The following is a 24,495-nucleotide window of genomic DNA, read 5'->3' as shown; positions in this document are numbered from 1 at the left end:
TTCACCTGGAGTCCGATGGTCACCCTCGCCGAAGTAGCCCAGCATGCCGGAGTCTCGGCCAGCACCGTGAGCTACGTCCTCAGCGGCAAGCGGACCATCTCCGCGGTGACGAAGCAACGAGTGGAGCGCAGTATCCAGGAACTCGGCTACCACCCCAACGCGGGGGCAAGGGCGTTGGCGAGCAGCCGGTCCAACATCCTCGCGTTGATGATGCCGCTGCGCACCGACATGTACGTGCCCGTGATGATGGAGATCGCCATCGCCGTCGCCACCCACGCGCGGGAGCACGGGTTCGACGTCCTGATGCTCACCGGCGAGGAAGGGCCCGCCGCCGTGGAGCGGGTGGTCGGCAGCGGTCTCGCCGACGCCATCATCCTCATGGACGTCGAGCTGGAGGACGCCCGCGTGCCCCTGCTGCGCGAGAGCGGGCGGCCCGCCGTGCTCATCGGTCTCCCCGCCGACACGACCGGCCTCACCTGCGTCGACCTTGACTTCGCCGAAGCCGGGGCCCAGTGCGCGCAGCACCTGGCGGACCTGGGGCACCGGCAGATCGCCGTGATCGGCGAGGCGCCGGCCGTGTACGAGCGCAAGACCGGCTTCGCCGAGCGGACCATCGACGGCCTGCGCACCCGCGCCCGCGAGCTGGGGCTCGGCGTGCTGTACCGGCCCAGCGAGGGCGGGTACGCCACGATGGCGGGCACCCTCGGCCAGATCTTCACCGAACGCCCCGGTGTCACGGGCTTCGTCGTACAGAACGAGCAGGCGCTGGAACCCCTCCTCGGTCTGCTGCGCCAGGACAGGCGCGCCGTCCCCGAGGACATCTCCGTCGTCGCCGTCTGCCCGGAACAGGTGGCCCTCCAGGCCTCGGTCCGGCTGTCCTCGGTCACCGTCCCGGCCCGGGAGATGGCCCGCCACGCCGTGGAGCGCCTTGTCGCCAAGATCGAGGGCGACACCGAGGACGAGGTCCTCCTCCTCGCCCCCGAACTCGTCGTCCGCGCCAGCAGTGGCCCGGCCCCCGCCGGGGCCTGACCGCCGGACCCCGACCCTCCTGCGGCCCTCAGCCGGCGAACCCGACCCGCGCCAGCCGTATCCCGCCGCGCAGCGTGAGCCGTACCTCGTGCACTCCGGCGGGCACGGCGACCGGCGCGCTCACGGTCGTGTAGGCGTACGGTCCCGCCGTCCCCGGAGACAGGTCGAGCGCCGCCAGCACCGGGCCGTCGCCCAGTGCGCATTCGACCCTGCCCTCGCCCGCGGCCTCCACCGTGATGCCGGTGGCCCCCGGCCCGAAGTCGCAGTCCCAGAAGGTGAGGTGGCCCGTTCCGCCGTCCACCGGGGTCACGGCGTCCCCCGAGGTCTTCGTGCGGTCCACCAGCCGCGTACCGCGCTGCGCGTCGTAGTCCGCCGCCTCCAGGCCGCCGGTCGTCACCGGCCGGGGCGCGGCCGGTTCGCCGTCGAGGTGGAGGGTCGTGGTGAGCCGGACGTCCTCGCTCGACGCGCCGAGCAGGATCTCGTACGCCCCCGGTGCCACCCGCTCGCGGCCCAGCGCCACGTCCCAGAACGCGAACGTCGGCACCGGGACCTCGAAGGCGACCTGCGCCACTTCGCCGGGCGCGAGGGACAGCCGCCGGTGTGCCAGGAGTTCCCGGCGCGGTCGGGGCAGCGGTGACCCGACGGCCCGTCCGTAGAGCTGGACCACCTCGTCCGCGGTGGCCCCGCCGGTGTTGGCGACGGTGCAGGACACGTGCACGGTGCCGTCCTCGACGCGCGTGCGGAGGCCGTCGTAGGAGAAGGACGCGTACGACAGGCCGTGCCCGAACGGGAACAGCGGCGTGCCCTCGAAGTAGAGGTAGGTCTGCCGGCTGCCGATGATGTCGTAATCGCTGAGGGCGGGCAGGTCGAAGTCCCCGGCGTACCAGGTCTGCGGGAGCCGTCCGGCGGGGGAGACGTCACCGGCCAGTACCCGGGCCAGAGCCGTGCCCGCCGCCTGGCCGCCGTGGGCCGTCCACAGCAGGGCGGGGATCTCCGCGTGGTCGAGCGCGTAGGGGTACGAGGAGACCAGCGCCAGGACCGTGTCCGGGTTGGCGGCGCGGGCGGCCCGCAGCAGGCGTTCCTGGTGGGCGGGCAGGGCGAGGGTCGTACGGTCCTCGGTCTCGCGTCCGTTGATGTGCGGGTCGTTGCCCGCGACCACCACGACCACGTCGGCCCGCGCGGCGGCGCGCCGCACGGCGTCCTCGCCGCGCTCCACGACCACGACCTCGAAGACTTCCCCGGCGTCCTCCCCACAAGTCCCGGAAATCTCCTCGCCGTCGGCGGCAACCTTCAGCCCGTCGGCGGCCACATGGAGGAGATGACCCGTTCCCAGGTGCCGGAGGAGGTGTCCGCGCGCGTGAGGTTCCAGGCGGAACGTCTCCTGCACGACCCAGCCGCCCGGCTGGTCGGCGGAGGCCCGGACCCGGCGGTCCTCGGCGACGGAGAGGTAGCGTCCGTCGGGAGCGCGCAGGGTCAGCACGCCCTCACCCCAGTCCACGAGGGACAGTTCGGTGCCCCGCGCGGAGACGGTCAGCGCGGGCAGGTCCGTCCGTCCCGTCAGCAGTGCCGGGTCGAGGGCGCCTTCCGCGCCGCGCACCGCGCCGTCGGCGGCCGCCTCGGGGACGTGCACGAAACGGCCGTCGGAGGTCTTCAGCAGGACGCGGTCCACGCCCTCGGCGTACTCCACCCGGTCCGCGCCGAACCGCTCGCGCAGCCCCGACAGCGGGGTGCTGCGGTGCAGGAGGGTGCCGCTGTACCAATCGAGCTTGCACTCGTCGGCGAGCGGACCGGCCACGGCGACCCGCGCGCCGGGGGGCAGGGGCAGCAAGTTGTCGCTGTTCCTGAGCAGGACGATCGCCTGCTCGGCCGCCTCCTGGGCGAGCGCCCGGTGGGCCGGGGTGTCGAAGGCCGCCGCGTGCGTGCCGCCCTCCGGGTCGAACTCACCCAGGCGCACCCGCACCGAGAGCTGACGGCGCACCGCCGAGTCGAGGTCGGCCTCCGTGAGCAGGCCGCGTTCCAGGGCGCCTTGCACGCGGGCGGCGATCCGCGAGCCGTCGGTGCCGTGGTCGGTGAAGCTGTCGACGCCGGCCAGCAGGGCGGCGGCGGTCGCCTCCTCGTGGGTGTCGAAGTAGTGCTCGGCGTCGACCAGGTTGGAGGGGGCGCCCGCGTCCGAGCAGACCAGCAGGTCCTGCTCGGTCCAGGTGCGCAAGTGCTCGCGCAGGTACGGCGAGACGTGGTTGGGGCGGCCGTTGACCAGGTTGTACGCCGGCATCACACCGGCGACGGCCCCCGCCTCGACCGTCTCGCGGAAGGCGCGCAGGTCGTACTCGTGCAGCACGCGCGGACGGACGGAGACGGACATGACGGCGCGGTCCGTCTCGTTGTTGTGGGCGAGCCAGTGCTTGAGGACGGGCGCGGTGCGCCAGCGCGCGGGGTCGTCGCCGCGCAGGCCGCGGGTGTAGGCGGTGGCGATGGCGGAGGTGAGTTTCGGGTCCTCCGAGTAGCCCTCCTCGTTCCGGCCCCACAGGGGGTGGCGCAGCAGGTTGACGGTCGGGGCCCAGACGTTGAGGCCCACCCGGTCGTCGCGGGCGGCCATCGCGCGGACCTCCTTGGACACCGCGTCGCCCACCCGTCGTACGAGATCGGTGTTCCACGTCGCGCCCAGGCCCACCGCCTGCGGGAAGACGGTCGCGGCACCCATCCAGGCCACGCCGTGCAGCGCCTCCTGACCGGTGCGGAACGCGGCGACGCCGAGCCGCTCCACGGCGGGCGCGAACTGGTGCAGGAAGCCGATCTTCTCCTCGCGGGTGAGCCGCGACAGAAGGTCGTCGACGCGCTTCGCCACGGGCAGTCGCGGATCGCGGAAGGGCAGCGAAGCGAGCGTCGTTCGGGTAGACACGTGGGGTCCCCTTGAGCTGGAGCAGGCAACGGATGCGAAGCGCTTCGATGCTCCGTACAGACCGAGGTGACTGTCAAGGGACAACCGCCAACGCGTCCGTGGGAGCCCAAAGATGAGGGCCCCGTCCCGTTGCGGAAAGTTCGGAGCGACTCTTGTGCGCCTATGGGTGTTCACTTAATCTCGCAGCAACATTGAAGCGCTTCGATTCGCCGCTCCGCCGACGGGTGCCCCGGTGTGCCACGAAGGGTTGACGCCATGACGCCGAATTCCTCCTCCCCCGGGACCAGCACCGGACCCAGCCGGAGAAGCTTCCTCGCCTCCACGGCGATCGCCACCGCTGCGGTCACCGGAGGAATGCCGCTGCTCGCCGCGTGCGGCGGATCGGGGGGCGACAAGAAGCGCGAGGGCGCCACCTCGGGCAAGGACGCCGCCAAGCTGCTCCCCGCCCACGTCCCCAGCACGGTCGCCCGGCCGGACATCCCGGCGAAGAACGGCTCGGCGGCCGGGTACACCGACAAGGTCGACCTCGCGGCCCTCGTCGTCTCCGTCCCCCACAAGCTCGGCACCGGCGCCCCCTTCAAGATCATGTCCCCGCTGTGGGGCACACCGCCGAAGCCCGACTGCGCCTACTACAAGGCGGTCGACGCGGCGGCGGGCACCAAGGTCACCTGGCAGAACCAGGACGGCATGACCTACGCCGACAAGGTGGGCGCCGTCCTCGCCTCCAGCTCCCTGCCCGACGTGATGGTCCTGGCCGACTACCACATGGGCGGCAAGATCCGGCAGGCCATCGCCTCGAAGTTCCTGGATCTCGGCCCCTACCTGGCGGGCGACAAGGTCAAGAAGTACCCGAACCTGGCCGCGATCCCGAGCGACGCCTGGCGCATGAGCATCTTCGGCGGTGCGCTGCGCGGCATCCCGATGCCGCTGGCCCCCGCGAACCGCATCGTTCCGTACTACCGCAAGGACATCTTCGACAAGAAGGGCTGGACCGCCCCCACGTCGGCCGACGAGTTCCTCAGCTGGGCGAAAGAGGCCACCAGCAGCAGGGCCAAGGTGTGGGCCTGCGGGGACATGAGCTGGATCTCGCAGAGCATCTTCGGCCTCTGCCCGGGGTGGAACATCGACGACGACGGCAAGGTGCGGTTCCAGATCGAGCGGCCCGAGTACCTGGAGTCCCTGGAGTGGACCCGCAAGCTGTTCGCCGCCGGCGTGGTCCACCCCGACGACAAGGCGCGCTCCGGTGACCCCATCCAGCGCTTCACCGCCGGACAGATCCTGGTCTTCAACAGCGACACCTCCCACTGGTACACGCTGTCCGCCGAACAGGGCGCCGGCAAGTCCGACTTCAGGATCGAGGGCATGGACATCTTCGGCGCCGACGGCGGCAACCCGAGGCTGTGGGCGTCCTCGCCCGCGAGCATCTGGTCGATGATCCGCAAGGACGCCCCCAAGGAGGTCGTGGAGAACGCCCTGGCCGCCGCGAACTTCGCCGCCGCGCCGTACGGCACCAAGGAGCGGATGCTCGTCGACTACGGCGTCGAAGGCACCCACTACACGGTCAAGGACGGCACCCCCGTCAAGACCGCCCGCGGCAACAGCGAGTTGATCAACGCCTGGCCGATGCTCGGCGGCCCGGCCCCCTTCATCGCCCATCCGGACCTCCCCGAGATCGCCCGCAAGCAGGTCGAGTGGCAGCAGCGGATGGGCGCCTTCATGAAGAAGACGTCGACGTACGGCATGAACATCATCGAGCCCAGCCGGTACGCCAACATCGCCTCCCAGCACGAGCAGTTGCAGCTCGACTTCGTGCGCGGCAACAAGAGCCTGGCCGACGTGCAGTCCGCGATCTCCACCTGGCGGTCCTCCGGCGGCGACAAGCTGCGCGACTGGTACAAGGAGCTCTTCGACAAGAACGGCAGCGGCAACTGATGGCACTCACCGCCAGAAGCAGACCGGGCCGGGCCCCCGCTCCCGCGGCCGCCGGAGAGCCGCCCTCCGGCGCCCCCGCGGACGCGACACCCCACGAAGGGGCCGCGCGCGCCCCGCGCGCCCCGGGCGCGGACGGCAAGGGTGGCAAGGGTGGCAAGGGCGGCAAGCGGAAGAGCGTGCCGGGCAAGGTGCCCTGGCGGCTGCGCCTGCGCCGCGACCGCACGCTCATCCTCATGACCATGCCCGTCATCCTCCTGCTCCTGGTCTTCCACTACGTCCCGCTGCTGGGCAACGTCACCGCCTTCCAGGACTACGACCCGTACGTCGGCAGCAACGGCCTCGCGGCGATCTTCGAGAGCCCCTGGGTCGGCGTCGAGCAGTTCACGCGGATGGTCGAGGACCCTCTCTTCTGGGACGCCACCCAGAACACGCTTCTGCTGTTCGGGCTCCAACTGGTGCTGTTCTTCCCGATCCCCATCGCCCTCGCGCTGCTCATCAACTCCGTGATCCGCCCCCGCGTGCGAGCCGTCGCGCAGGCGATCATGTACCTCCCGCACTTCTTCTCCTGGGTGCTGGTCATCACCGTCTTCCAGCAGGTCTTCGGCGGCGCGGGCATCGTCGCCCAGACCCTCCAGGCCCATGGCTGGGACGGCTTCGACCTGATGACCGACGCGGACCTCTTCAAGTACCTGGTCACCGCACAGGCCGTCTGGAAGGACGCGGGCTGGGGCATCATCGTCTTCCTCGCCGCACTGTCCGCCGTCAGCACCGACCTCTACGAGGCCGCCGCCATGGACGGCGCGGGCCGGTGGCGGCGCATGTGGCACGTGACACTGCCCGCGCTGCGCCCGGTGATCGCCCTGCTGCTGGTCCTGCGGGTCGGCGACGCACTGAGCGTCGGCTTCGAGCAGTACCTCCTCCAGCGGGACGCGGTCGGTGCCGGAGCCAGCGAAGTCCTGGACACGTATGTGTGGAACGTCGGCATCCAGAACGGCGACTTCAGCTACGCGGCGGCGGTCGGCCTGGCCAAGGGTCTCATCGGAGTCGCCCTCGTCCTGGGCGCGAACAAGTTCGCCCACCTGCTGGGCGAGCAGGGGGTGTACAAGAAGTGAGCCTCAACACGCAACTGATCCGCAGCCTCAAGGCACCGCCCCGGCCCGTGTGGGAGGAGCCCCCGAGCAAGGTGGGACTCACCGCCAAGAGCGGTTTCCTCGTGCTCTGCTGCCTGGGCGTGCTGGCCCCCCTGTGGATCGTGATCGTCACCAGTCTCTCGCCCAAGCGGGTCATCGACGAGGTCGGCGGGCTGGTGGTGATCCCCCGGGGCATCACCTTCGTCAACTACACCGAACTGCTCAGCGGCGGACAGGTCAGCCGGGCCATCACGGTCTCGGTGGGCGTCACCCTCTTCGGCACCCTGTTCTCGATGACGGTGTCGGTTCTGGCGGCCTACGGCCTGTCCCGGCCCGGGAGCCTGGGCCACCGCTCCTTCCTGATGATCATCATGGCCACGATGTTCTTCGGGGCCGGCCTCATCCCCACGTACCTGCTGGTGCAGACGCTCGGCCTCACCGACAACTACCTGTCGCTGGTCCTGCCGAGCGCGGTCAGCGTCTTCAACATCCTCGTCCTGCGCGCCTTCTTCATGGGCATCTCCCCCGAACTGGGCGAGTCGGCCCGCATCGACGGGGCAGGAGACCTGCGCATCCTGCTGACCATCGTCCTGCCGCTGTCGCGAGCGGTGGTGGCCGTCATTTCGCTGTTCTACGCGGTCGGCTACTGGAGCGCCTGGTTCAACGCCTCCCTCTACCTCAACGACCACGAGATGCTGCCGCTCCAGAACATCCTGATCCAACTGGTCCAGAAGAACACGGAGATGCCCACGGGCCTCCAGCAAGCCGTGCGCACCGGCCAACTGTCGGCCCTTGGCCTCCAGATGGCGGTCATGGTCCTGGCCCTGATCCCCGTCGCGGTCGCCTCGCCGTTCGTCCAGCGCCACTTCAAGAAGGGCATGCTGACCGGCGCGATCAAGGGCTGAGGTCCCTCGGCCGCTCGGTCAGTGCGGGACTGCTACTGCTGCGGGGAGAGCCCCTGCTCGTGCAGCCACCGCACTTGGCGCGCGGCGTTGCGGCCGTACCCGCCGCCGTGGTCGCCGAAGGGCCAGACGGACATGGTGCGGTCCTGCCCGGCGTAGTGGTTGAACGCGGCGTACACCGTGGCGGGCGGGCAGATCGGGTCCATGAGCGCGACGCTGAACAGGGCCGGAGCAGTCGCCCGGGTGGCGAAGTGGACGCCGTCGAAGTGGTCGAGCGTCGCGAACGTCTCCTCGACGAGGTGCGGGCTGTGCCGGCGCAGGTACTCGACGATCTCCAGGTAGGGGCCGCCCTCGCTGGTCCGCGTCGCCTCCCGGTAGTGGCACAGGAACGGCACGTCCACCAGCGCCGCCGCCACCTTCTCCGACGCCAGCGCGGCCACCGCGAGGGTCAGGCCGCCGCCCTGGCTGCCACCGGCCGCGACGATGCGGCTGCTGTCCAGGCCCGGCAGTTCGGCGACGGCGTCGACGGCGCGCACGCAGTCCGTCATGAGACGCCGGTAGTAGTGGTGGTGGGGGGAGTCGATGCCCCGGGTCATCACACCCCCGACCCACTGGGGAGCGTCGCCCTCCCCGCGGTCGGGGGTGTCGTGCCCCTGCCCCCGGCTGTCCACGACGAGCTGGGCGTAACCGGCCGCCGACCACAGCAGATGATCGGTGGGCAGCCCGCGCCCCCCGGAGTACCCGGCGTAGCTGACGACCACCGGCAGCGGCCCCTCGGCGGCGCCGCGCGGGCGCAGCAGCCAGGCGGCCACCGGCTCGCCGTTCCAGCCGGGGAAGCGCACGTCGTCCACCTCGACGGTGTGCAGCAGGTGCTGCCCGGTGACGCGTTCGGTGCGCACGGCCCCGCCGTGGGAGCGGGCCTCGGCGAGGGTCTTCTGCCAAAAGGCGTCGAAGTCGGAGGGGAGGGACAGCTCCGGACGGTGGTCGCGGAGTGCGTCGGAAGCGAAGACGGTCTCGGACATGGCGATCCTTGGGGGCCGGAAAGGTGAGGGATGACAGGGAAGGGCACTGGCCGTCCCGGCGGCCCGGGGGAGGCGGGCGGCCGGGACGGCTCAGTCGTCGAGGGGTTCGTAGTCGAACCAGTCGAAGTGGACGGTGCCGTCGGCGGCGTACATGCCGAGGACCCGCCCGGTGAAACCGCCCGCGACCTCGGTCGAGAGGTGACGGCCGTCGAGAACGGCCAGCTCGGTGACCGTGCCGTCGGCCTCCTCGACGCCCAGCGACAGGACGTCGGGCCCGGTGCACGGACCGTGCGGGAGCGGCGGGTCGACGGCGGAGACGGTGAGGGTCACGGGGCCCCGCGGCGCGGGCCGCGTGGCCACCACCGTACGCAGCGAGCCGATGCGCGCCACCACGCGGATCTCTTCGGCGGACGCCTCGATCGCGTAATGGTGCTGTTCGTCCAGGCGTACGCCGAGGCCGCCGCGTCCCTGACCGGGGTCCATGAGGGCACGGGCCCGGAACGCCGCGTGCTGCTGCCGGCGCCCGGTGAACATCACGTCCGGCGCGTCGAGAGACGTACCGCGCGCACGCAGGGTCAGCCAGCCGGGGCGCTCCTCGGTGGAGCAGTGCGCGTCGGACCGCTCCCGTACGGAGATCCAGCCCGGCCGCAGCGCGGCGTCGTCGAAGTCGTCCCGGAGGGCCTCGACCGGCCCGGGGCGCAGCGGCCACGGCACCTCCGGCAGCTCCAGGTCGACCTCCCCGACGACCGGCCAGCCGTCCACCCAGGTCACCGGCGTCAGAAAGGTCTCCCGCCCGAGCACGTGCCAGCCCGGCGTGCCGCCGCCCGGCCGGACCCCGAGCAGCACCATCCACCACGAGCCGTCCGGGCCCTGGACCAGGTCGGCGTGCCCGGTGTTCTGGACGGGCCGGTCGGTGCCCCGGTGGGTGAGGACCGGATTGTCCGGGCAGGGCTCGAAGGGCCCGGTGGGCGACGTGCCCCGGGCGATCGACACGCCGTGGCCGCGCTCGGTGCCGCCCTCGGCGATGAGGAGGTACCAGTACGCGCCGATCCGGTACAGGTGCGGCGCTTCCGGTGCCTTGGCGCCCGGCCCGCCCGCCCAGACCCGGTGCGGATCGCCGTACGTCTTCCCGGTGGCCGGGTCGATGCGGACCTGCCACCCCCCGGCGACCGTGCACCAGCAGGTGCCGTCCTCCTCCCAGGCCAGGTCGGGGTCGATGCCGGGCACGTCGGGCGCCCGGATCGGGTCCGACCAGGGGCCTGCGGGGTCGGTGGCCGTGACGATCAGATTGCCGCCGTCCTTGCTGCAATTCGTGACCATCAGCCAAAACCGCCCGCCGTGGTGGCGCAGGGTGGGGGCGTAGATGCCGCCGGACGACGCCGCGGTGGCGAGCGGAAGCTGCCCGGGACGGTCGAGGACGTTGCCGATCTGCGTCCAGTGGACCAGGTCGCGGCTGTGGAAGAGCGGGATCCCGGGGAAGTACTCGAAGCTGGAACACGCCAGGTAGTAGTCCTCACCGACCCGGCAGACGCTGGGATCGGGGTGGAAGCCGGGCAGCACCGGGTTGGCGGGCCGTGCGTCGGTCCGGTCCGGAAGGGGCGACACGAGGGTCCTTTCGTCGGGCGTGCGGCGGGGTTCGCGGGAAGGCGCGGGACGGGGGCGGGCCCGGGGCCTGTTCGCGCGGGGTGCGGGGTGCGGGTGCCGGGCGCTTGCGTGAGCCGGGATGGGGCCCGCCCGTGCGGCCGTTGCGCCCGGCGCCCCGCTCAGTGCCCGCGCAGCACCACGCAGCCGCCCGGCGGCAGTTCGTGCGCCACGGCGTCCGTGAGCAGGTCGTGGCCGGGGTCGGGCAGCGGTACGGCCCCGTCCGTGTGGTTCAGCACAAACGTCCAGCGGCGCCCGTCGGCCGCACGCCGTACCACGCCCTCCACCCCCGCCGGAAGCCCCGGGACCTCCGGTTCCACCCCGGCCTCCGCGAGCAGCCGTGCCATCAGCGCCGCGTAAGCCGTATCGTCCAGCCGGGTCGAGAGGTACCACCCCTGACCGTCGCCCGACCGGTGCCGGGTGAGGGCGGGCCCCCCCGCGAGCATCCCGTGGGTGTACGTCACGACCGCCTGCGCCCCCTCGGTGTGCACGCGCTCGCTCCAGTCCGTACCGTGTGAGCCATCCGACAGCGTGACCAACTCCCCCTGTGCCAGGGGCCGGTACTCCTCCCCGCGAACCCCCAGCGCCTCGCGCAGCGGCTTGGCCGGCCAGCCGCCCGGCCGGGCCTGCAGCCGCTCGTCCACCAGCCCGGTCGCGTGCTGGACGAGAAGGGTGCCGCCCCCCGCCACGTACCGGCGCAGGTTCTGTGCCCCTTTGTCCGTCAGCAGGAACAAGGCCGGCGCCACGACGAGCGAGTAGCTCCCCAACTCCTGCTCCGGATGGGCGAAGTCGACGCCCACCCCCGCCTCCCACAGCGTGCGGTGCGCCCTGAGGAGCGCCCCGTGGTAGTCGAGCCGCGCGGAGGGCAACCCGTCCACGCCCAGCGCCCACCAGGCGTCCGGGTCATCCAGTACGGCCACTGAGGCGCTGACCGTCGACCCGGCCAGCTCACCCAACCGCCCCACCGCATCGCCCAGTTGCGTCACCTCGCGGAAGATCCTGCTCTCGGGGCCCGCATGCGGGACCATCGCCGAGTGCCAGGTCTCCGCACCCGCCCGGGACTGCCGCCACTGGAAGAACAACGCGCCCTCCGAACCCCGGGCGATGTGCCCGAGGCTGTGGCGCAGCATCTCGCCGGGCTCCTTGCCCAGGACGCGGTCGCCGGCGTACACGGTGTTGGTGCCCTGCTCCATCAAGAGCCACGGCCGCCCGCCCGCGAGCGAGCGCGTGCGGTCCGCGTGCACGGCCACGTCGGCGGCGGCGCCCAGGCCGGGGGAGGTCGGGTACTGGTCGGAGCTGACGACGTCGAGTTCGCGGGCGAGGGCCCACAGGTCCACGTGCTGGTACGCGGGGAGCATCAGGTTGGTCGTCACCGGGCGGTCGCTGTACGCCCGGATCGCGTCGCGCTGCTCGCAGCAGGAGGCGATCACCTCGTCCGACCAGTAGCGGCGGAAGTCCACCGCCTGGCCCGGGTTCTTGTGCCACTGCGTGGCGCGCGGCGGCAGCACCTGCTCCCAGGAGCTGTAGCGCTGGCTCCAGAACGCCGTTCCCCAGGCCTCGTTGAGGGCGTCCAGTGAGCCGTGCCGCGCCCGCAGCCACACCCGGAAACCGGCGGCGGTGTGGTCGCAGTGGCACAGCGTGGCGTACTCGTTGTGGACATGCCACATCGCGAGCGCGGGGTGGTCCCCGTACCGCTCGGCCAGGGCGGCGGCGATCCGGCGGGCCGCGCGGCGGTAGGCCGGCGCGGCCAGGCAGTAGGTGTCGCGGCTGCCGTGGACCAGACGGGTGCCCTCGGGGGTGACGGGCAGCGCGTCGGGGTGGGCGAGGGTGAACCACGGCGGGGGAGAGGCGGTCGGGGTGGCGAGGTCGAGGGCCACGCCGTTGGCGTGCAGGCGCTCGATGTGGGCGTCGAGCCACCCGAACTCGTAACGCCCCTCTTCCGGTTCGAGCAGGGCCCAGGAGAAGACGCCCACGGTGGCCAGGTTGACCCTGGCCCGCCGCATGAGCTCGTCGTCCTCTTTCCACACGGCCTCGTCCCACTGCTCGGGGTTGTAGTCCCCGCCGAAGGCCAGGCCGCCCAGGCGGTCGGTGATGCTGCGAGTGGTCATGGGGGTTCCTCGGGTCGGGGGAGGAGCCTGCGGGGGGTGACTTCCGGCAGGGGCAAGGGGAACGTCACGGGGGAGGGGGCGGCTCAGAGGAGGAGTCGAAGCGCTTCAACCGCGCATGCAAGGTAACGGAACGGCCTCACGCAAAACAAGAGTTACTGCCGCATGGACGTCACCGTGACCACCCATCGGGCGAAGTCGCGCCCCACCCATCAGGCGAAGTCGCCCGGCCCGGCGGGCGAGGCATCCGGCCCGCAGCCTCCAGGGAAGCGCATCGATATCATCGTCCTCTCCGGCAACCGCGGTGGACCCCGCCCGGCGCAGTACGCTCACCCGCACCCCACCCCACCCCCGCTCCCGAGGTGCCATGAGCGACCACCCGCGCGCGCAGACGACCCTTGTCCGCCTTGACGCCCCGCCCGAGCCCGCGGCCATCGGCATCGGCGTCCACGGTCCGGCCGGGCACGTGGACGAGTTCCAGCTGCCCGACATGTGGCAGTTCCATCTCTACGGCTACGAAGCCGACTTGACCGTGGACGACGTCGAGCACCGCCTGCGCCCCGGCACCGTCAGCCTGGTGCCGCCCGGCACTTCCGTGCGCTTTCGCTACCGGGGCCGCTCCGAACACCTCTACGTCCACCTGCGCCTCGGCACGACGGGCACGGCCCGCGAGGTGCCGACCGTTCAGCACGCCGGGGCGCAGGTCCCCGTACTCGACCGGCAACTGCGCCAGGCGCTGGCCGCCTGGCCGCACACCCCCGGCCGGGCCGCCGCCGAGGTGTGGGCGGCCCTGTGGGGCACGGCCGAACTGGCCCCGCCCCAGGACGGGAAACCGCAGGTCCCGCACCCCGCCGTGGCCACGGCGGTGGCCCTGATCGAGGCACGGCTCGCCGAACCCCTCTCCGTGCCCGACATCGCCAAGGCGGCCGGCGTCTCCCACAACCACCTCACCCGCCTCTTCGGCACCGCCCTGGGCGACACCGTCGTCGGCTACATCCGCACCCGCCGGATGGAGCGCGCCCAGCACCTCCTGCGGGCCAGCACCCTGTCCATCTCGCGGGTCGCGGCCGCCGTCGGCATCCCCGACCTCCAGGCGTTCAACAAGGCCTGCCGCCGCGAACTCGGCGCCTGCCCCCGCACCGTCCGGGCCTCCTGGACCGGCGTCCCCACGGAGCAGCCCAGGGTGAAAATCGACCACTAGACGGTGAACACGGCCCACCCACCCAGTGGCCGACCGCTCCTAGCGTGAACGCCATGACGACACAGACCGAGCACCGCACCCCCATCGACGGGTCGGCCGACCGGGGCGGCACGCTCCTGACCTCCGTGCAGATGGCGCGCTTCGTGGCGAGCGGATCACTGCGCCTGGACGCGGTGGTCCCGGCCGAGATGAACGCGGAAGCGCTGAGCGAGCTGGAGGCGGGTCTCCCGTCGGTCGCCTACGGAACCCCGCTCCCTCAGGCGTACGCACCAGGCTCTTTCCCCCGCCGTCTGCTCGAACTCCCGAAGGTGGCAGGCGCGTTGCACAGCCTGGTCGGCGTCGAGCCGACGGTGGACCACCACGCCGTGCACATCCGCGAGCCGCACAACGGCGAGGCCCAGCCCCTGCACGCGGACGCCATCATCGACGTACGCCCGGACGCCTTCGACGTCCAGCTGATGTACTACCCGCAGCAGGTGACGCTGGAGATGGGCGGCACCCTCAGCGTGCCCGGCAGCCATCTGCGCCGCACCAACGAGTCCGACACCGGCCGCTACCAGAACCTCCGCGGCCAGGACCGGCTCGTCTGCCCGGCCGGGACGGTGGTGTTCCTGCACCACGGACTCTGGCACGGGGGCCGGCGCAACGACAGCGACATCCGGCGCTACATGTACAAGATCCGCTTCAACCCGACGCAGCGCCAGCGCCTCCTGTGGGACCACTCCGACCTGCACGACCCGCGGGTGCGTGCCGAACTCGACGCGCACTTCCCCTGGTACGAGCAGGCCACCGGCCGCCTGGAGCGCTACAACCGCGTCCTGCTGTGGCGCGAGCTGACCGCGGACCCCACGTTCGACCTCGACCACTGGGTCACCAGGGTCACCAACCGCCCCGAGGTGCCCTCCGCATGACCAGCACCACACCCCAGCACACCACCGACGCCCCGCTGCCGCGCCAGCGCCTGCTGGTCCTCTACCTCTCCACCTCCGCGCTGGACGCCCCGGTCATCGGCTGGTCCCGCTACGACGGCACCGGGCAGACCTCCCCGACGTCCGGCGACAGCGACGAAGCACCGTACGAGACGGGCGTGGCGGCCCTGCGCGACGGCTGGCGCCTGATCCAGGCCTCGCCGCTCATCCCGCCGGGGCGGGGCAGCGAGTACGACGTGTCCTTCCTCAAGCACGAGTTCATCTTCGAGCAGATCGTGGACGTGCGCGGCTGACGGCCGCGCGCCCGGGACCGATTCCGCGGCGCACCCCCGCACGTCCCACGCCCGCCCCGCCGGAGCGGTCCTCACAGCTCCGTGACCCGGGGCAGCGGTCCCCCCTCCGGAGTCGATACCGTCACCGCCCCGTTCCCGGCGTCCCGCCTCACCCGGTACGTCGCCGCCGTGCGCCCCTCGCGGTCCGGCAGGACGACAGTCGTCTCCCCCGTCCCGGGCGCCACCAGCAGGGTGAGGCCGTCCGCCCAGTCGCCGTCCGGGCGTTGGTCGTCGGCACCGAACGCGATCACCGCGCCCGGCCGGACGTACAGCGGCAGGCTGTCGAAGCCGTGCCGCTCCCGCCGCCAGCACGGCCCCTGCACCTGCTCACCGGTGAGCAGATGGGTCCAGGTGCCTTCCGGGAGGTAGAACTCGACGTCACCGTCCTCGGTGAACACAGGGGCCACCAGCAGGTCCGGCCCCAGCATGTACTGCCGGTCGAGCGCCCGGCACGTGGGGTCCCCGGGGAACTCCAGCAGCATGGGCCGCATCAGGGGCACACCCTCGCGGTGCGCCTCGGTGGCGGCACCGTACAAATACGGCATCAGACGGTGCTTGAGCAGGGTGAACCTCCGCGTCACCTCGACCGCCTCCTCCCCGAACTCCCACGGCACGCGGTACGAATCCGAACCGTGCAGCCGGCTGTGCGAGGACAGCAGGCCGAAGGCCAGCCAGCGCTTGAAGACGGCCGGATCGGGCGTGCCCTCGAAGCCGCCGATGTCGTGCGACCAGAAGCCGAAGCCGGACAGCGACAGGGACAGCCCGCCGCGCAGCGACTCCGCCATGGCTCCGAACGACGCCCAGCAGTCTCCGCCCCAGTGCACGGGGAACTGCTGGCCGCCCGCCGTGGCCGACCGGGCGAAGAGCACCGCCTCACCGGCCCCGCGCTCCTTTTCCAGCAGCTCGAAGACGACCTGGTTGTAGAGGTGCGTGTAGTAGTTGTGCATGCGCTCCGGGTCGGAGCCGTCGTGCCAGCGGACATCGGTGGGGACGCGTTCGCCGAAGTCCGTCTTGAAGCAGTCGACACCCTGGTCGAGGAGGACCTTCAGTTTCCCCTGGAACCAGGCGCAGGCCCGCGGGTCCGTGAAGTCGACCAGGGCCATGCCGGCCTGCCACAGGTCCCACTGCCAGATGTCGCCGTTCGTCCGCCGCACCAGGTGCCCGAGTCGCGCGGCCTCCTCGAACAGGGCGGACTTCTGGGCGATGTACGGGTTGATCCACACGGAGACCCGCAGGCCCCGGTCCTTGAGCCGGGCCAGCATGCCCCCCGGGTCCGGGAAGACGTCCGGGTCCCAGGTGAGGTCCGACCACTGGTACTCGCGCATCCAGAAGCAGTCGAAGTGGAAGACGGACAGCGGAATCTCCCGCTCCGCCATCCCGTCCACGAAGGAGGCCACCGTCGCCTCGTCGTACTCGGTGGTGAACGACGTCGTCAGCCACAGCCCGAACGACCAGGCGGGCGGCAGCGCGGGCCGTCCGGTGAGCGCGGTGTAACGGCGCAGCACGTCCTTGGGGGTGGGCCCCGCGACGACGTAGTACGTCAGGGACTGGTCCTCGACGCTGAACTGCATCTGCCCGACCGACTCGGACCCCACCTCGTAGCCCACCCGCCCCGGATGGTCGACGAACACCCCGAACGCGCCGTCGGAGGTCAGGTGGAGGCTGAACGGCACGTTCTTGTACGCCTGTTCGCTGCTGGTGCCGCCATCGGCCTGCCACATGTCCACGACCTGGCCGTTCTTGACGAACGGGGTGAAGCGCTCGCCGAGCCCGTAGACCTGCTCGCCGACGCCGAGGGCGAGCTGCGCGGCCATGTGGTGGGAGCCGTCGCCGGTGGTGAGGAACGCCGTGCCCTTGCGGCCCGCCCGGGTCACCTCGCGCCCGTCCGCGTCGCGGAAGGACAGCGACCACGGGGCGGCGGCGTCCAGCCGGACGGACAGGGCGCCGCTCTCCAGCGCGACAACGTTGCCTTCCGTCCGCACCCGCCCCGCGGAAGCCTGTGCGCCGGGCAGCGCGAAGTCAGGGCCGGGGTTCCGCTTGCCCGTGTGATGCGTCAGGCGTACGCCGATGACTCCCTCGGCGGGGGAGAAGCAGTCGGTGGTCAGCAGGGGGGTGTTGAGGGTGTCACCGCGGTGCCGTACGCGCTTGACGGCGGCGTACGCGGTGAACCGGTCGGTGCTCGTACGGATGTCGCGGACCTCGGTGGCGTACGAGGCCTGAACCCCGTCGCGCATCAACCAGAAGCCGTCGGTGAACTTCATGTTCTTCCCAGGGAAGCAGGGGCGGGACGGGGCGGCAGAACAGCTCGGCAGAGCTGCCGCCCCCGCCATTTGAGCGCACGCAAATCGAAAGGGCAAGGGTCGAAGGGGCAATTTGTTGAAGCGCTTCGACGGTGCTTTTATGAGGGAGTTGAGGGCTCTTGCCCGCGTGGTACCGGAAAGGAGGTCCAGCGCTTCGACGGTGCGGGTGCGGCTCTGCCCCGGCCCGAGATCCCCCGGGGGCCGGCGCCGGGCTGGGGTCACAGGCGCCGCAGGCGGATCACCCGGCTCGCGTAATCCCCGCCCGGCAGACCCAGGTCCAGACCCCGGGTGGTCAGGAGCGCACCGTCGTGGACCATCTCGCCGGCCGGCTCCTCGTACCGGGCGTCGGCGCGCAGACCGGGCAGGACCAGCGGGACGGGCGGCCGGCCGAAGCGGGACGTGGGACGGCACGCGATGACGACGTGCTCCGAGCCGTCCCGGGCCGCGTAGTGCACGCCCCGGACGCCGCCCTCCCCGGTGAGCCGGTACTGGTCCCCGTGCTGGACCAGGCCGCGGATCTCCTTGTACTCGGCCACCAGCGCGGCGGTCTCCGCCTTCTCCTGGGCGGTCAGCGCGGTCAGGTCGCCGCCGAGGCCGAGCGCCCCCGCCATCGCCACGTGGAACCGGAAACGCAGCGGTGTCGCGCGTCCGGTGATCGCGTTCGGGCTGTCGGTGACCCACGCCGACATCGCCTGCGCCGGGAAGAGCTGGCTGAACCCGTGCTGGATGCCGAGCCGGTCCACGGGATCGGTGTTGTCCGAGGTCCAGATCTCGTCGGTACGGGCCAGGACACCGAGGTCGGCGCGCCCGCCACCGCCCGCGCACGCCTCGATGCGCAGGCCCGGGTGGTCGCCGCGCAACCGGTCCATGATCGCGTACACCGCGCGGGTGTGGTCGATCCACAGCCGGTCCGGGTCCCGGTGACCGCTCCAGCCGGCCTCGGTGACGACGCGGTTGGCATCCCACTTCAGGTAGTCGACGCCGTACTCCCGGACCAGGCCGTCCAGTGTCCGCAGGACCCACTCCGCCGCGTCCGGCCGCCCGAGGTTCAGCATGAGCTGGTTGCGCAGCTCGGTGGCCTGCCGGGTCGGGGCGTGCACGACCCACTCCGGGTGCTCGCGGTACAGGTCGCTGTCCGCGTTGACCATCTCCGGTTCGACCCACAGCCCGAACCTCATGCCCAGCCGGCGCACCTCGTCGGCCAATGGGCGCAGACCGCGGGGGAAGACGTCGGGGCTCGGCGTCCAGTCGCCGAGTCCCGCCCGGTCGTTGCGGCGCGCGCCGAACCAGCCGTCGTCCAGTACGAAGAGTTCGGCGCCGAGGTCGGCGGCGATCGTGGCGAGTTCCCGCTGCCCGCTCTCCGAGACGTCGAAGGCGGTGGCCTCCCAGGAGTTGTAGAGGACCGGCCGGTCCTCGTCGGGTCGGGGCAGGACGTGGGAGCGGATGTGACGGTGCCAGGAGCGGCTGGCCGCGCCGAACCCCGAAGGGCTGTAGAGCCCGGCGAAGACCGGCGTGCACAGGCGCTGGCCCGGCTCCAGTGTCCAGCTGACGCCTTCGTGCCCGAAACCGCCGCTCCAGGTGGTACGGCCCACCGGGTCCCGGGACAAGGTGATGCGCCAACTGCCGCTCCAGGCAAGGGCGGTGCTCCAGACCTCGCCCCGTTCCTCGTCGGCGGTTCCGTCGTCCAGGGCCAGCCATGGGTTCGCCTGGTGGCTGGTGACGCCGCGGCGGCTCGTCAGAACGGTCTCGGCTACAGGGAGCCGGTCGCGGCGCAGCTGGAACTCGCTGCTCCAGCCGCCCACCAGGTGGCTGAGCCGGTAGTCGGCGCGGTGGGGGAGCGTCCAGGAGGCGGAGTCGCAGCGCTCGACGGTGAGGGGCCCGCGGCCTGGTCCGCCCTCGTGGTCGTCCGCCGCGTCGGTCCCGGTGTGGGTGACTTCGGTCCAGCGCTCGATGACGTCGGTGTCGCCGCGCACGCGGTAGCAGAGGGCCGCGGCGAGGGGGTAGACGCGGTCCACGAGGTGGATCCGTAGCGTTCCCTCGTCCTCGACGCTGTGTCCGTCGAACCGCCACTGGGCCCCTCGCACCCCGTCGGAGAAGCGCACTTGGAGCCCGGCGGGGCCGAACCGGGCACCGGTCTGGATGCCCAGCTCATCGGGTGCGGCGTCCGCGTCGAAGCTGCTGCCCGTGGGCGGCTGGGCCTCGGGCAGCGCGGCCACCTCGGAGGCCGTCAGGGGAGCGCCCCAGTAGACGTGCCGAGGGCTTCCGTCCTGGCCGACGCGCAGCGCGTACAGGCTGTGGGCGGTCCGCAGCAGACCGAGACCGGTCGTCGGGTCGAAGGAGACGGGCGGGTGGGTCAAGGTGAATCCCCTTATGGGCAGCGGCAGTTGGTGCCCGACGGTAGGTCGCGAAGCCCTGGGATTCAATACTTGACGAAGTTATTTAATGACCTCTAGGTTCCCCCCGTGCTTCCTGAACAGAGCGCCAAGACACTGGCGGCGACACCTGCGGCGTCCGCCGTCCTGGCCCTCCTGCTGACCGAAGGCCCACTGAGCCGGGTGGAGACGGCCCGCCGTCTCGGTCTGTCGTCGGCAGCCGTCACCAAGGCCGCGCGGCCCTTCCTCGACGCCGGGTACCTGCACGAACTCGCCGCCCAGCGGACCGCACCGGGAGCCGGACGCCCGGTCAGCCCGCTGGCCGTCACCACGCAACGCGAGTTCTTCGCCGGGGTGAAGGTCATCGCCGACGGCGCGGCCGACGGCCCCCACGGCGAGATCGTCGGCGTCCTCTGCGACCTGCGGGCCCAGGTCCGCGCCTCCCTGCGGCGGCCCCTCCCGGACCACGGCCCCGAGGCCGTCGTCCTGGAACTGGCCGCGCTCGTCGATCAACTCCTCGACACCGAGGCGGACTTCCGTGCCCGCACCCACCATCTCGGCATCGCCGTCGCCGGTGACATCGACAGATCCCGAGGGCTGGTCCGGCGGTCGGCCGGCCTCGGCTGGCGGAACATCCCCCTCGCACAGCTCGCGGCCGACGCGACCGGGCTCGACGTCACCGTCGAGAACGACGTCAAGGCGCTCACCGTCGCGGAGCACTGGTTCGGCGAGGGCGCGGGAACCGACTCGTTCGCCCTCGTCACCGTGGGGTCCGGCATCGGCTGCGGCATCGTCGTCGACGGCCGCCTGCTCACCGGCGCCCACGGCGTGGCCGGAGAGATCGGGCACCTGTGCATCGACCCGAACGGCGCGCGCTGCCGCTGCGGCGCCCGGGGCTGCGTCGAGACCGTCGCCGCCACCGGGGCGATTCTGGCGGCGGCCCGGGACGCGTCCGACGACCCAGACCTGGACTTCACCCGCGCCGTGGAGCGGGCGCGCGCGGGCGACGAGCGGGTGAAGGAGGTCTTCGCCAGGGCCGGAACGGCGATGGGCCTCGCGGTCGCGGCGATGGTCAACGTCTGCGGCCCCGAACGGATCGTGGTGTCCGGCGAAGGGCTGGACACCTACGACCTGTTCGAGGAACGCATCTGGGCCTCGTTCGCGGCACACGCCTTCGGAGCCGCCGCTCAGGCCACGGTCCTCATCCGCCCCCACCCCTTCGAGCAGTGGGCCCGCGGCGCCGCCGCGGTCAGCATCCAGGCCCTGTTCCCCCAGGGCCGCACCCCCCGCTCACGGTGACCGCGCGCGGAACGCGCTGAACGTACACGCGGCCTGACGTGTCGGGGGCAGTGGCTGCCTGTTACCGGAGGGCGGACCACTTCTGGCTGCTCTGGCCGTTGCAGGTCCGCAGGACGGCCGGAGTCCCGTTCGCCGTCCCGGCCCCGTCGACGTCGAGGCACAGCCCGGCATGGGCGTTGCGGAGCGAACCGTCGGAACCGGCGGTCCACTTCTGGTTGTTCTGGCCGTTGCAGGGCCAGATGATGACCGGCGTGCCGTTGGTGGTTCCCTGGTTGGAGGCGTCCAGGCACTTGTCGCCGTAGACGCGGACCTCGCCGCCGGCCCAGGTGGTCCACAGCTGGTTGGCGGCGGTGTGGCAGTCCCAGATCAGCGTCTTGGTCCCGGCCGCCGTGGCGGCACCGTCCACGTCCAGGCAGCGGCCGGAGCCGGTACCGCGCAGGCGTGCGGTGGTGGCGGCCAGAGGACTGCCGCCCGTCACCTTGAACACGGCGACACCGTGCGCGGGGACACTGGCCGATATCTGCCCGGAGGTGGTCGACGCAGCGCCCGACCACAGGTCGGTGAGGGAGAACGAGCCGCCGGACAGCCCGACTTGGGAGGCCGTGGTGGTGACGGTCGCGGTGGCGCCGCCCCGGTTGAACAGGCCGACCGCCACGGATCCGTCGGACAGCGGCTTGGCGAACACCTCGGTGGCGCCGTCGTCGCGGACCCGGCGCCCGCCCGCGCCCAGCGGGTCCTGGTTGACCGCGAGCAGGCGCGGGCTGCGCAGGATCGCGCTCACGTCGGCGGACATGGTGCGGATGTCGTTGCCCGCCATCAGGGGGGCGCTCATGAGCGCCCACAGGGCGAAGTGGGAGCGGGACTCGGTCAGGGACAGGCCGGGGCGGCCCACGACCAGCATGTCAGGGTCGTTCCAGTGCCCGGGTCCCGACTGCGCGGCGAGCGGCGCGGTGACGTCGAGGACGTTGCCGACGCCCATGGGGTAGCTGTTGGTGTTGTTGTTCTGCCAGATGTCGAGCAGGTCCTCGGTCGTCCGCCACAGGTCGGCGACCTCGCCCCAGTTGTACTTGTCACCGGCGGGGGAGTGGAAGCTGTTGGGGTTGATGCTGTAGACGATGGGCCGGCCGGTGGCGCGCAGGGCATCGCGCATCAGGGTGAACTTGGCGACCTGCTCGCGGAGGGTGCCGCTGCTGGAGCACCAGTCGTACTTGAGGTAGTCCACGCCCCAGGAGGCGAATGTGGTGGCGTCCTGCGCCTCGTGGCCCTTGCTGCCGGTGGAGCCGGGGTAGGTGCCCACGCCCTGGGCGCACGTCTTCTCGTTGGGGGCCTGGTAGATGCCGAACTTCAGTCCTTTGCCGTGGATGTAGTCACCGAGCGCCTTCATTCCGCCGGGGAACTTGGTGGGGTTGGCCCGCAGGTTGCCGGCCGCGTCACGCCGCGGGTCGAACCAGCAGTCGTCGACCACCACGTACCGGTATCCGGCGTCCCGCATGCCCGAGGACACCATCGCGTCGGCGGCCTCGCGCACCTGCGCCTCGGTGATCCCGCACCCGAAGCTGTTCCAGCTGTTCCACCCCAGCGGAGGGGTGGGCGCGGGGCTGCCCGGTGCGGCCTCGGCGGCCGTGGCGACGGTGTCAGAGGCGGAGGCAGAGGCGGTGGCGGTGGCGGTGAGCGCCAGTGCGGTGGCTGTGAGGAGACGCAGCAGTCGTCTGCGCAGGGAAACCATGGGAGGTCCTTCCCGAGAGGCGGAGCGGAAGCCGCTCCGCCTCTCACAAGGGGCAGGGTCACGCGCGTGCGATCACACGCGCGCGGGTCAGCGCCGCAGGGTGAGCAGGGCCGGCCGGTAGGGCAGCTTCAGGTAGTCGGTGCCGTCCGATGAAGGGGACCTGCCCTGGTAGAGGAACTGGAGGTTGCAGGGGTCGACGGTCATCGTCTGGTCGGGGTTGGTGCGGACCAGGTCGCCGTGGCTGATGTCGTTGGTCCAGGTGGCACCGCTGTTGGCCTTGCCCGCGAAGGGGCTGCTCTCGCTGCCGGCCTGGACGGTCCACGGACCGTTCAGACTGGAGGCGGTGAACGAGCGGAAGTAGCGGCCGCCCGCCCCCCTCGCCTCAACGATCATGAGGTACTGGTTCTGGCCCTGGACCTTGTAGACCTCCGGCGCCTCGAACAGCTTCTCCTCGGTGTCGCTCATCACCGTCGTGTACGACGAGCCGAAGCTGCCCGGGAAGTTCCCGATCGGCATGGTCGACTTGAAGATGCTGCCCTTGTCGTTGGCGAAGAACAGGTACATGTTCTGGCCGTCGGCGATCACGGTCGGGTCGATCGGGCCGCCGGTGGGGACGCTGCCGGTAAACAGCGCCTGCGGCGCGGACCAACTCGCGGGATCGGTCGGGTCGTTGGACGTGCGGTACGTGAAGGGCCAAGCGGTTCCCCACCCGTTCGAGACCAGCACCCAGATCTTCTTGGGGGCGAAGTAGAAGAGCTTGGGCGCCACCGCGGACCCGCTGATCTTGGTCTGGCCGGTCGAGGCCATGTCCGACCAGTTCGTGAAGGGACGGAACATCGTGGCACCCCACGACGTCCCGTCGGAGGTGGTCGCGTAGACCAGGTGCCGGCCGTTGTACGTCACCGTGGTGAAGTCCTTGAGCGCCACCTGACCGTTCGCCGGCTGTGCCAGCGGACCGGTCGACGTCCACCGGTAGGCCGACGGAAGGGAACACGAGGGGGGCGTGCCGGCCAGGCCGGTCCACTTCTGGGCGTCGGCGCCGTTGCAGTTCCACAGCCGCACCACCGTGCCGTTGGCCGTGGCGCCGCCGCTGACGTCCAGACACAGCCCGGACTCCACGGCGACGATCGTGCCGTCGGCGTTCACCCGCCACTGCTGGTTCGTACCGCCGTTGCAGGACCAGATCACCGGCCGGGTGCCGGCCGTGGTCGCGTGGCCCGGGACATCCAGGCACTTGTCGCCGTACACCGTCAGCTGGTTGCCGTCCGTCAGCGTCCACTGCTGGTTGCTCCCGCCGGAGCAGTCCCAGATCTGCACGCCCGTGCCGTCGGTCCGGGCGGCGCCCGGTACATCGAGACACCGGTTGGAACCGGCACCGCGCACGGCACCGGTGGTGGCCGCCTGAGAGGGACTGACGACGAGCGTCGCCGCGGCGATCAAGGTCGCGAGCACCACGGACAGTTGTCTGCGGCTGAAACGTAGCCTGCGCAATTCGGACCTCATTCGTTGAGTGAGCGTTCCCGGTCCGGCCCCGCCCCCGGCTGTCTGGACCGTCGACCCGGTGGACCTTCCCCGCATCGCCCTTGACCGGTATTTCGAACGTGGGTCGAGTTACCGGACGAGGAGTGGCGCCGAACGTAGAGGGTGTCCCGTGCGGAAGTCAACGCATGTGACAG

General features: G+C 71.6%; 16 protein-coding genes. 8 read left to right on the top strand and 8 right to left on the bottom strand.

The window, feature by feature from the left end; genetic code table 11:
- Nucleotides 1-15 precede the first annotated feature (15 nt).
- Nucleotides 16-1,029 carry a LacI family DNA-binding transcriptional regulator gene (locus ACZ516_RS28415; protein WP_361086214.1) on the top strand — a complete coding sequence of 338 codons (1,014 nt, stop codon included), beginning with the start codon at nt 16-18 and terminating at the stop codon, nt 1,027-1,029.
- 28 nt (nt 1,030-1,057) lie between these two features.
- Here ACZ516_RS28415 and ACZ516_RS28410 read toward each other — a convergent pair whose 3' ends face one another.
- Nucleotides 1,058-3,928 (bottom strand): glycoside hydrolase family 3 C-terminal domain-containing protein, encoded by a 2,871-nt coding sequence (locus tag ACZ516_RS28410; RefSeq protein ID WP_469012276.1) that lies wholly within the window; start codon nt 3,926-3,928, stop codon nt 1,058-1,060.
- A gap of 255 nt (nt 3,929-4,183) precedes the next feature.
- Here ACZ516_RS28410 and ACZ516_RS28405 point away from each other — a divergent pair, with 255 nt between their 5' ends.
- Genes ACZ516_RS28405 through ACZ516_RS28395 form a run of 3 tightly spaced genes read left to right on the top strand, consistent with a single transcriptional unit; the run spans nt 4,184 to nt 7,895 of the window.
- Nucleotides 4,184-5,860 (top strand): extracellular solute-binding protein, encoded by a 1,677-nt coding sequence (locus ACZ516_RS28405; protein ID WP_469012273.1) that lies wholly within the window; start codon nt 4,184-4,186, stop codon nt 5,858-5,860.
- Nucleotides 5,860-6,972 (top strand): ABC transporter permease, encoded by a 1,113-nt coding sequence (locus tag ACZ516_RS28400; protein WP_469012271.1) that lies wholly within the window; start codon nt 5,860-5,862, stop codon nt 6,970-6,972. The genes ACZ516_RS28405 and ACZ516_RS28400 overlap by 1 nt, the downstream gene beginning before the upstream one ends.
- Nucleotides 6,969-7,895 carry a carbohydrate ABC transporter permease gene (locus tag ACZ516_RS28395; RefSeq protein ID WP_358581572.1) on the top strand — a complete coding sequence of 309 codons (927 nt, stop codon included), beginning with the start codon at nt 6,969-6,971 and terminating at the stop codon, nt 7,893-7,895. Before ACZ516_RS28400 ends, ACZ516_RS28395 begins: the two co-directional genes overlap by 4 nt.
- Nucleotides 7,896-7,927: 32 nt before the next feature.
- On the opposite strand, the gene ACZ516_RS28390 is transcribed toward ACZ516_RS28395, so the two are convergent.
- The 3 genes from ACZ516_RS28390 to ACZ516_RS28380 all read right to left on the bottom strand — a co-directional run bounded on the left by ACZ516_RS28390 (nt 7,928) and on the right by ACZ516_RS28380 (nt 12,663).
- On the bottom strand, nt 7,928-8,914 hold the full coding sequence (locus ACZ516_RS28390) for an acetylxylan esterase (protein WP_469012268.1): 987 nt from the start codon (nt 8,912-8,914) through the stop codon (nt 7,928-7,930).
- Between the two features lie 90 nt (nt 8,915-9,004).
- Nucleotides 9,005-10,519, bottom strand: a complete 1,515-nt coding sequence (locus ACZ516_RS28385; protein WP_469012265.1) for a glycoside hydrolase family 43 protein — start codon at nt 10,517-10,519, stop codon at nt 9,005-9,007.
- A 158-nt stretch (nt 10,520-10,677) separates the two neighbouring features.
- Entirely contained in the window at nt 10,678-12,663 is a 1,986-nt protein-coding gene (locus ACZ516_RS28380) for a beta-galactosidase (RefSeq protein WP_469012262.1), read from the bottom strand.
- Between the two features lie 364 nt (nt 12,664-13,027).
- Between ACZ516_RS28380 and ACZ516_RS28375 the strand changes: the two genes are divergently transcribed.
- Genes ACZ516_RS28375 through ACZ516_RS28365 form a run of 3 tightly spaced genes read left to right on the top strand, consistent with a single transcriptional unit; the run spans nt 13,028 to nt 15,083 of the window.
- The gene (locus ACZ516_RS28375) at nt 13,028-13,861 is read left to right on the top strand and encodes a helix-turn-helix domain-containing protein (protein WP_469012260.1); all 834 of its coding nucleotides are present in this window, start codon (nt 13,028-13,030) and stop codon (nt 13,859-13,861) included.
- Nucleotides 13,862-13,914: 53 nt separating this feature from the next.
- A complete protein-coding gene (locus ACZ516_RS28370; RefSeq protein WP_469012257.1) occupies nt 13,915-14,772 on the top strand; it encodes a phytanoyl-CoA dioxygenase family protein in 858 nt (285 codons plus the stop codon).
- Nucleotides 14,769-15,083, top strand: a complete 315-nt coding sequence (locus tag ACZ516_RS28365) for a hypothetical protein (RefSeq protein ID WP_469012255.1) — start codon at nt 14,769-14,771, stop codon at nt 15,081-15,083. Before ACZ516_RS28370 ends, ACZ516_RS28365 begins: the two co-directional genes overlap by 4 nt.
- 71 nt (nt 15,084-15,154) lie before the next feature.
- Here the strand turns inward: ACZ516_RS28365 and yicI are convergent, their stop codons facing one another.
- Complete coding sequence (yicI, locus tag ACZ516_RS28360; RefSeq protein WP_469012252.1) at nt 15,155-17,383, bottom strand: alpha-xylosidase; 2,229 nt, start codon at nt 17,381-17,383, stop codon at nt 15,155-15,157.
- Nucleotides 17,384-17,640: 257 nt separating this feature from the next.
- Nucleotides 17,641-19,779 carry an alpha-galactosidase gene (locus ACZ516_RS28355; protein ID WP_469012249.1) on the bottom strand — a complete coding sequence of 713 codons (2,139 nt, stop codon included), beginning with the start codon at nt 19,777-19,779 and terminating at the stop codon, nt 17,641-17,643.
- A gap of 105 nt (nt 19,780-19,884) precedes the next feature.
- Between ACZ516_RS28355 and ACZ516_RS28350 the strand changes: the two genes are divergently transcribed.
- Complete coding sequence (locus ACZ516_RS28350; protein ID WP_469012247.1) at nt 19,885-21,093, top strand: ROK family protein; 1,209 nt, start codon at nt 19,885-19,887, stop codon at nt 21,091-21,093.
- A 61-nt stretch (nt 21,094-21,154) separates the two neighbouring features.
- On the opposite strand, the gene ACZ516_RS28345 is transcribed toward ACZ516_RS28350, so the two are convergent.
- Together ACZ516_RS28345 and ACZ516_RS28340 are read right to left on the bottom strand one after the other, a co-directional pair.
- Entirely contained in the window at nt 21,155-22,819 is a 1,665-nt protein-coding gene (locus tag ACZ516_RS28345) for a glycoside hydrolase family 27 protein (RefSeq protein ID WP_469012244.1), read from the bottom strand.
- 87 nt (nt 22,820-22,906) lie between these two features.
- On the bottom strand, nt 22,907-24,310 hold the full coding sequence (locus tag ACZ516_RS28340; protein ID WP_469012242.1) for a non-reducing end alpha-L-arabinofuranosidase family hydrolase: 1,404 nt from the start codon (nt 24,308-24,310) through the stop codon (nt 22,907-22,909).
- Nucleotides 24,311-24,495 lie beyond the last annotated feature (185 nt).

The organism is Streptomyces sp. NPDC034037, assembly GCF_055575715.1.
This window is presented reverse-complemented; position numbering and strand designations above follow the sequence as displayed.

Bases quoted from the DNA above. Each gene is read 5' to 3' on its own strand.
- ACZ516_RS28380 (WP_469012262.1), bottom strand. From the start codon at position 12,663: ATGACCACTCGCAGCATCACCGACCGCCTGGGCGGCCTGGCCTTCGGC.
- ACZ516_RS28345 (WP_469012244.1), bottom strand. From the start codon at position 22,819: ATGGTTTCCCTGCGCAGACGACTGCTGCGTCTCCTCACAGCCACCGCA.
- ACZ516_RS28365 (WP_469012255.1), top strand. From the start codon at position 14,769: ATGACCAGCACCACACCCCAGCACACCACCGACGCCCCGCTGCCGCGC.
- ACZ516_RS28405 (WP_469012273.1), top strand. From the start codon at position 4,184: ATGACGCCGAATTCCTCCTCCCCCGGGACCAGCACCGGACCCAGCCGG.
- ACZ516_RS28370 (WP_469012257.1), top strand. From the start codon at position 13,915: ATGACGACACAGACCGAGCACCGCACCCCCATCGACGGGTCGGCCGAC.
- ACZ516_RS28415 (WP_361086214.1), top strand. From the start codon at position 16: ATGGTCACCCTCGCCGAAGTAGCCCAGCATGCCGGAGTCTCGGCCAGC.
- ACZ516_RS28400 (WP_469012271.1), top strand. From the start codon at position 5,860: ATGGCACTCACCGCCAGAAGCAGACCGGGCCGGGCCCCCGCTCCCGCG.
- yicI (WP_469012252.1), bottom strand. From the start codon at position 17,383: ATGAAGTTCACCGACGGCTTCTGGTTGATGCGCGACGGGGTTCAGGCC.
- ACZ516_RS28375 (WP_469012260.1), top strand. From the start codon at position 13,028: ATGAGCGACCACCCGCGCGCGCAGACGACCCTTGTCCGCCTTGACGCC.
- ACZ516_RS28390 (WP_469012268.1), bottom strand. From the start codon at position 8,914: ATGTCCGAGACCGTCTTCGCTTCCGACGCACTCCGCGACCACCGTCCG.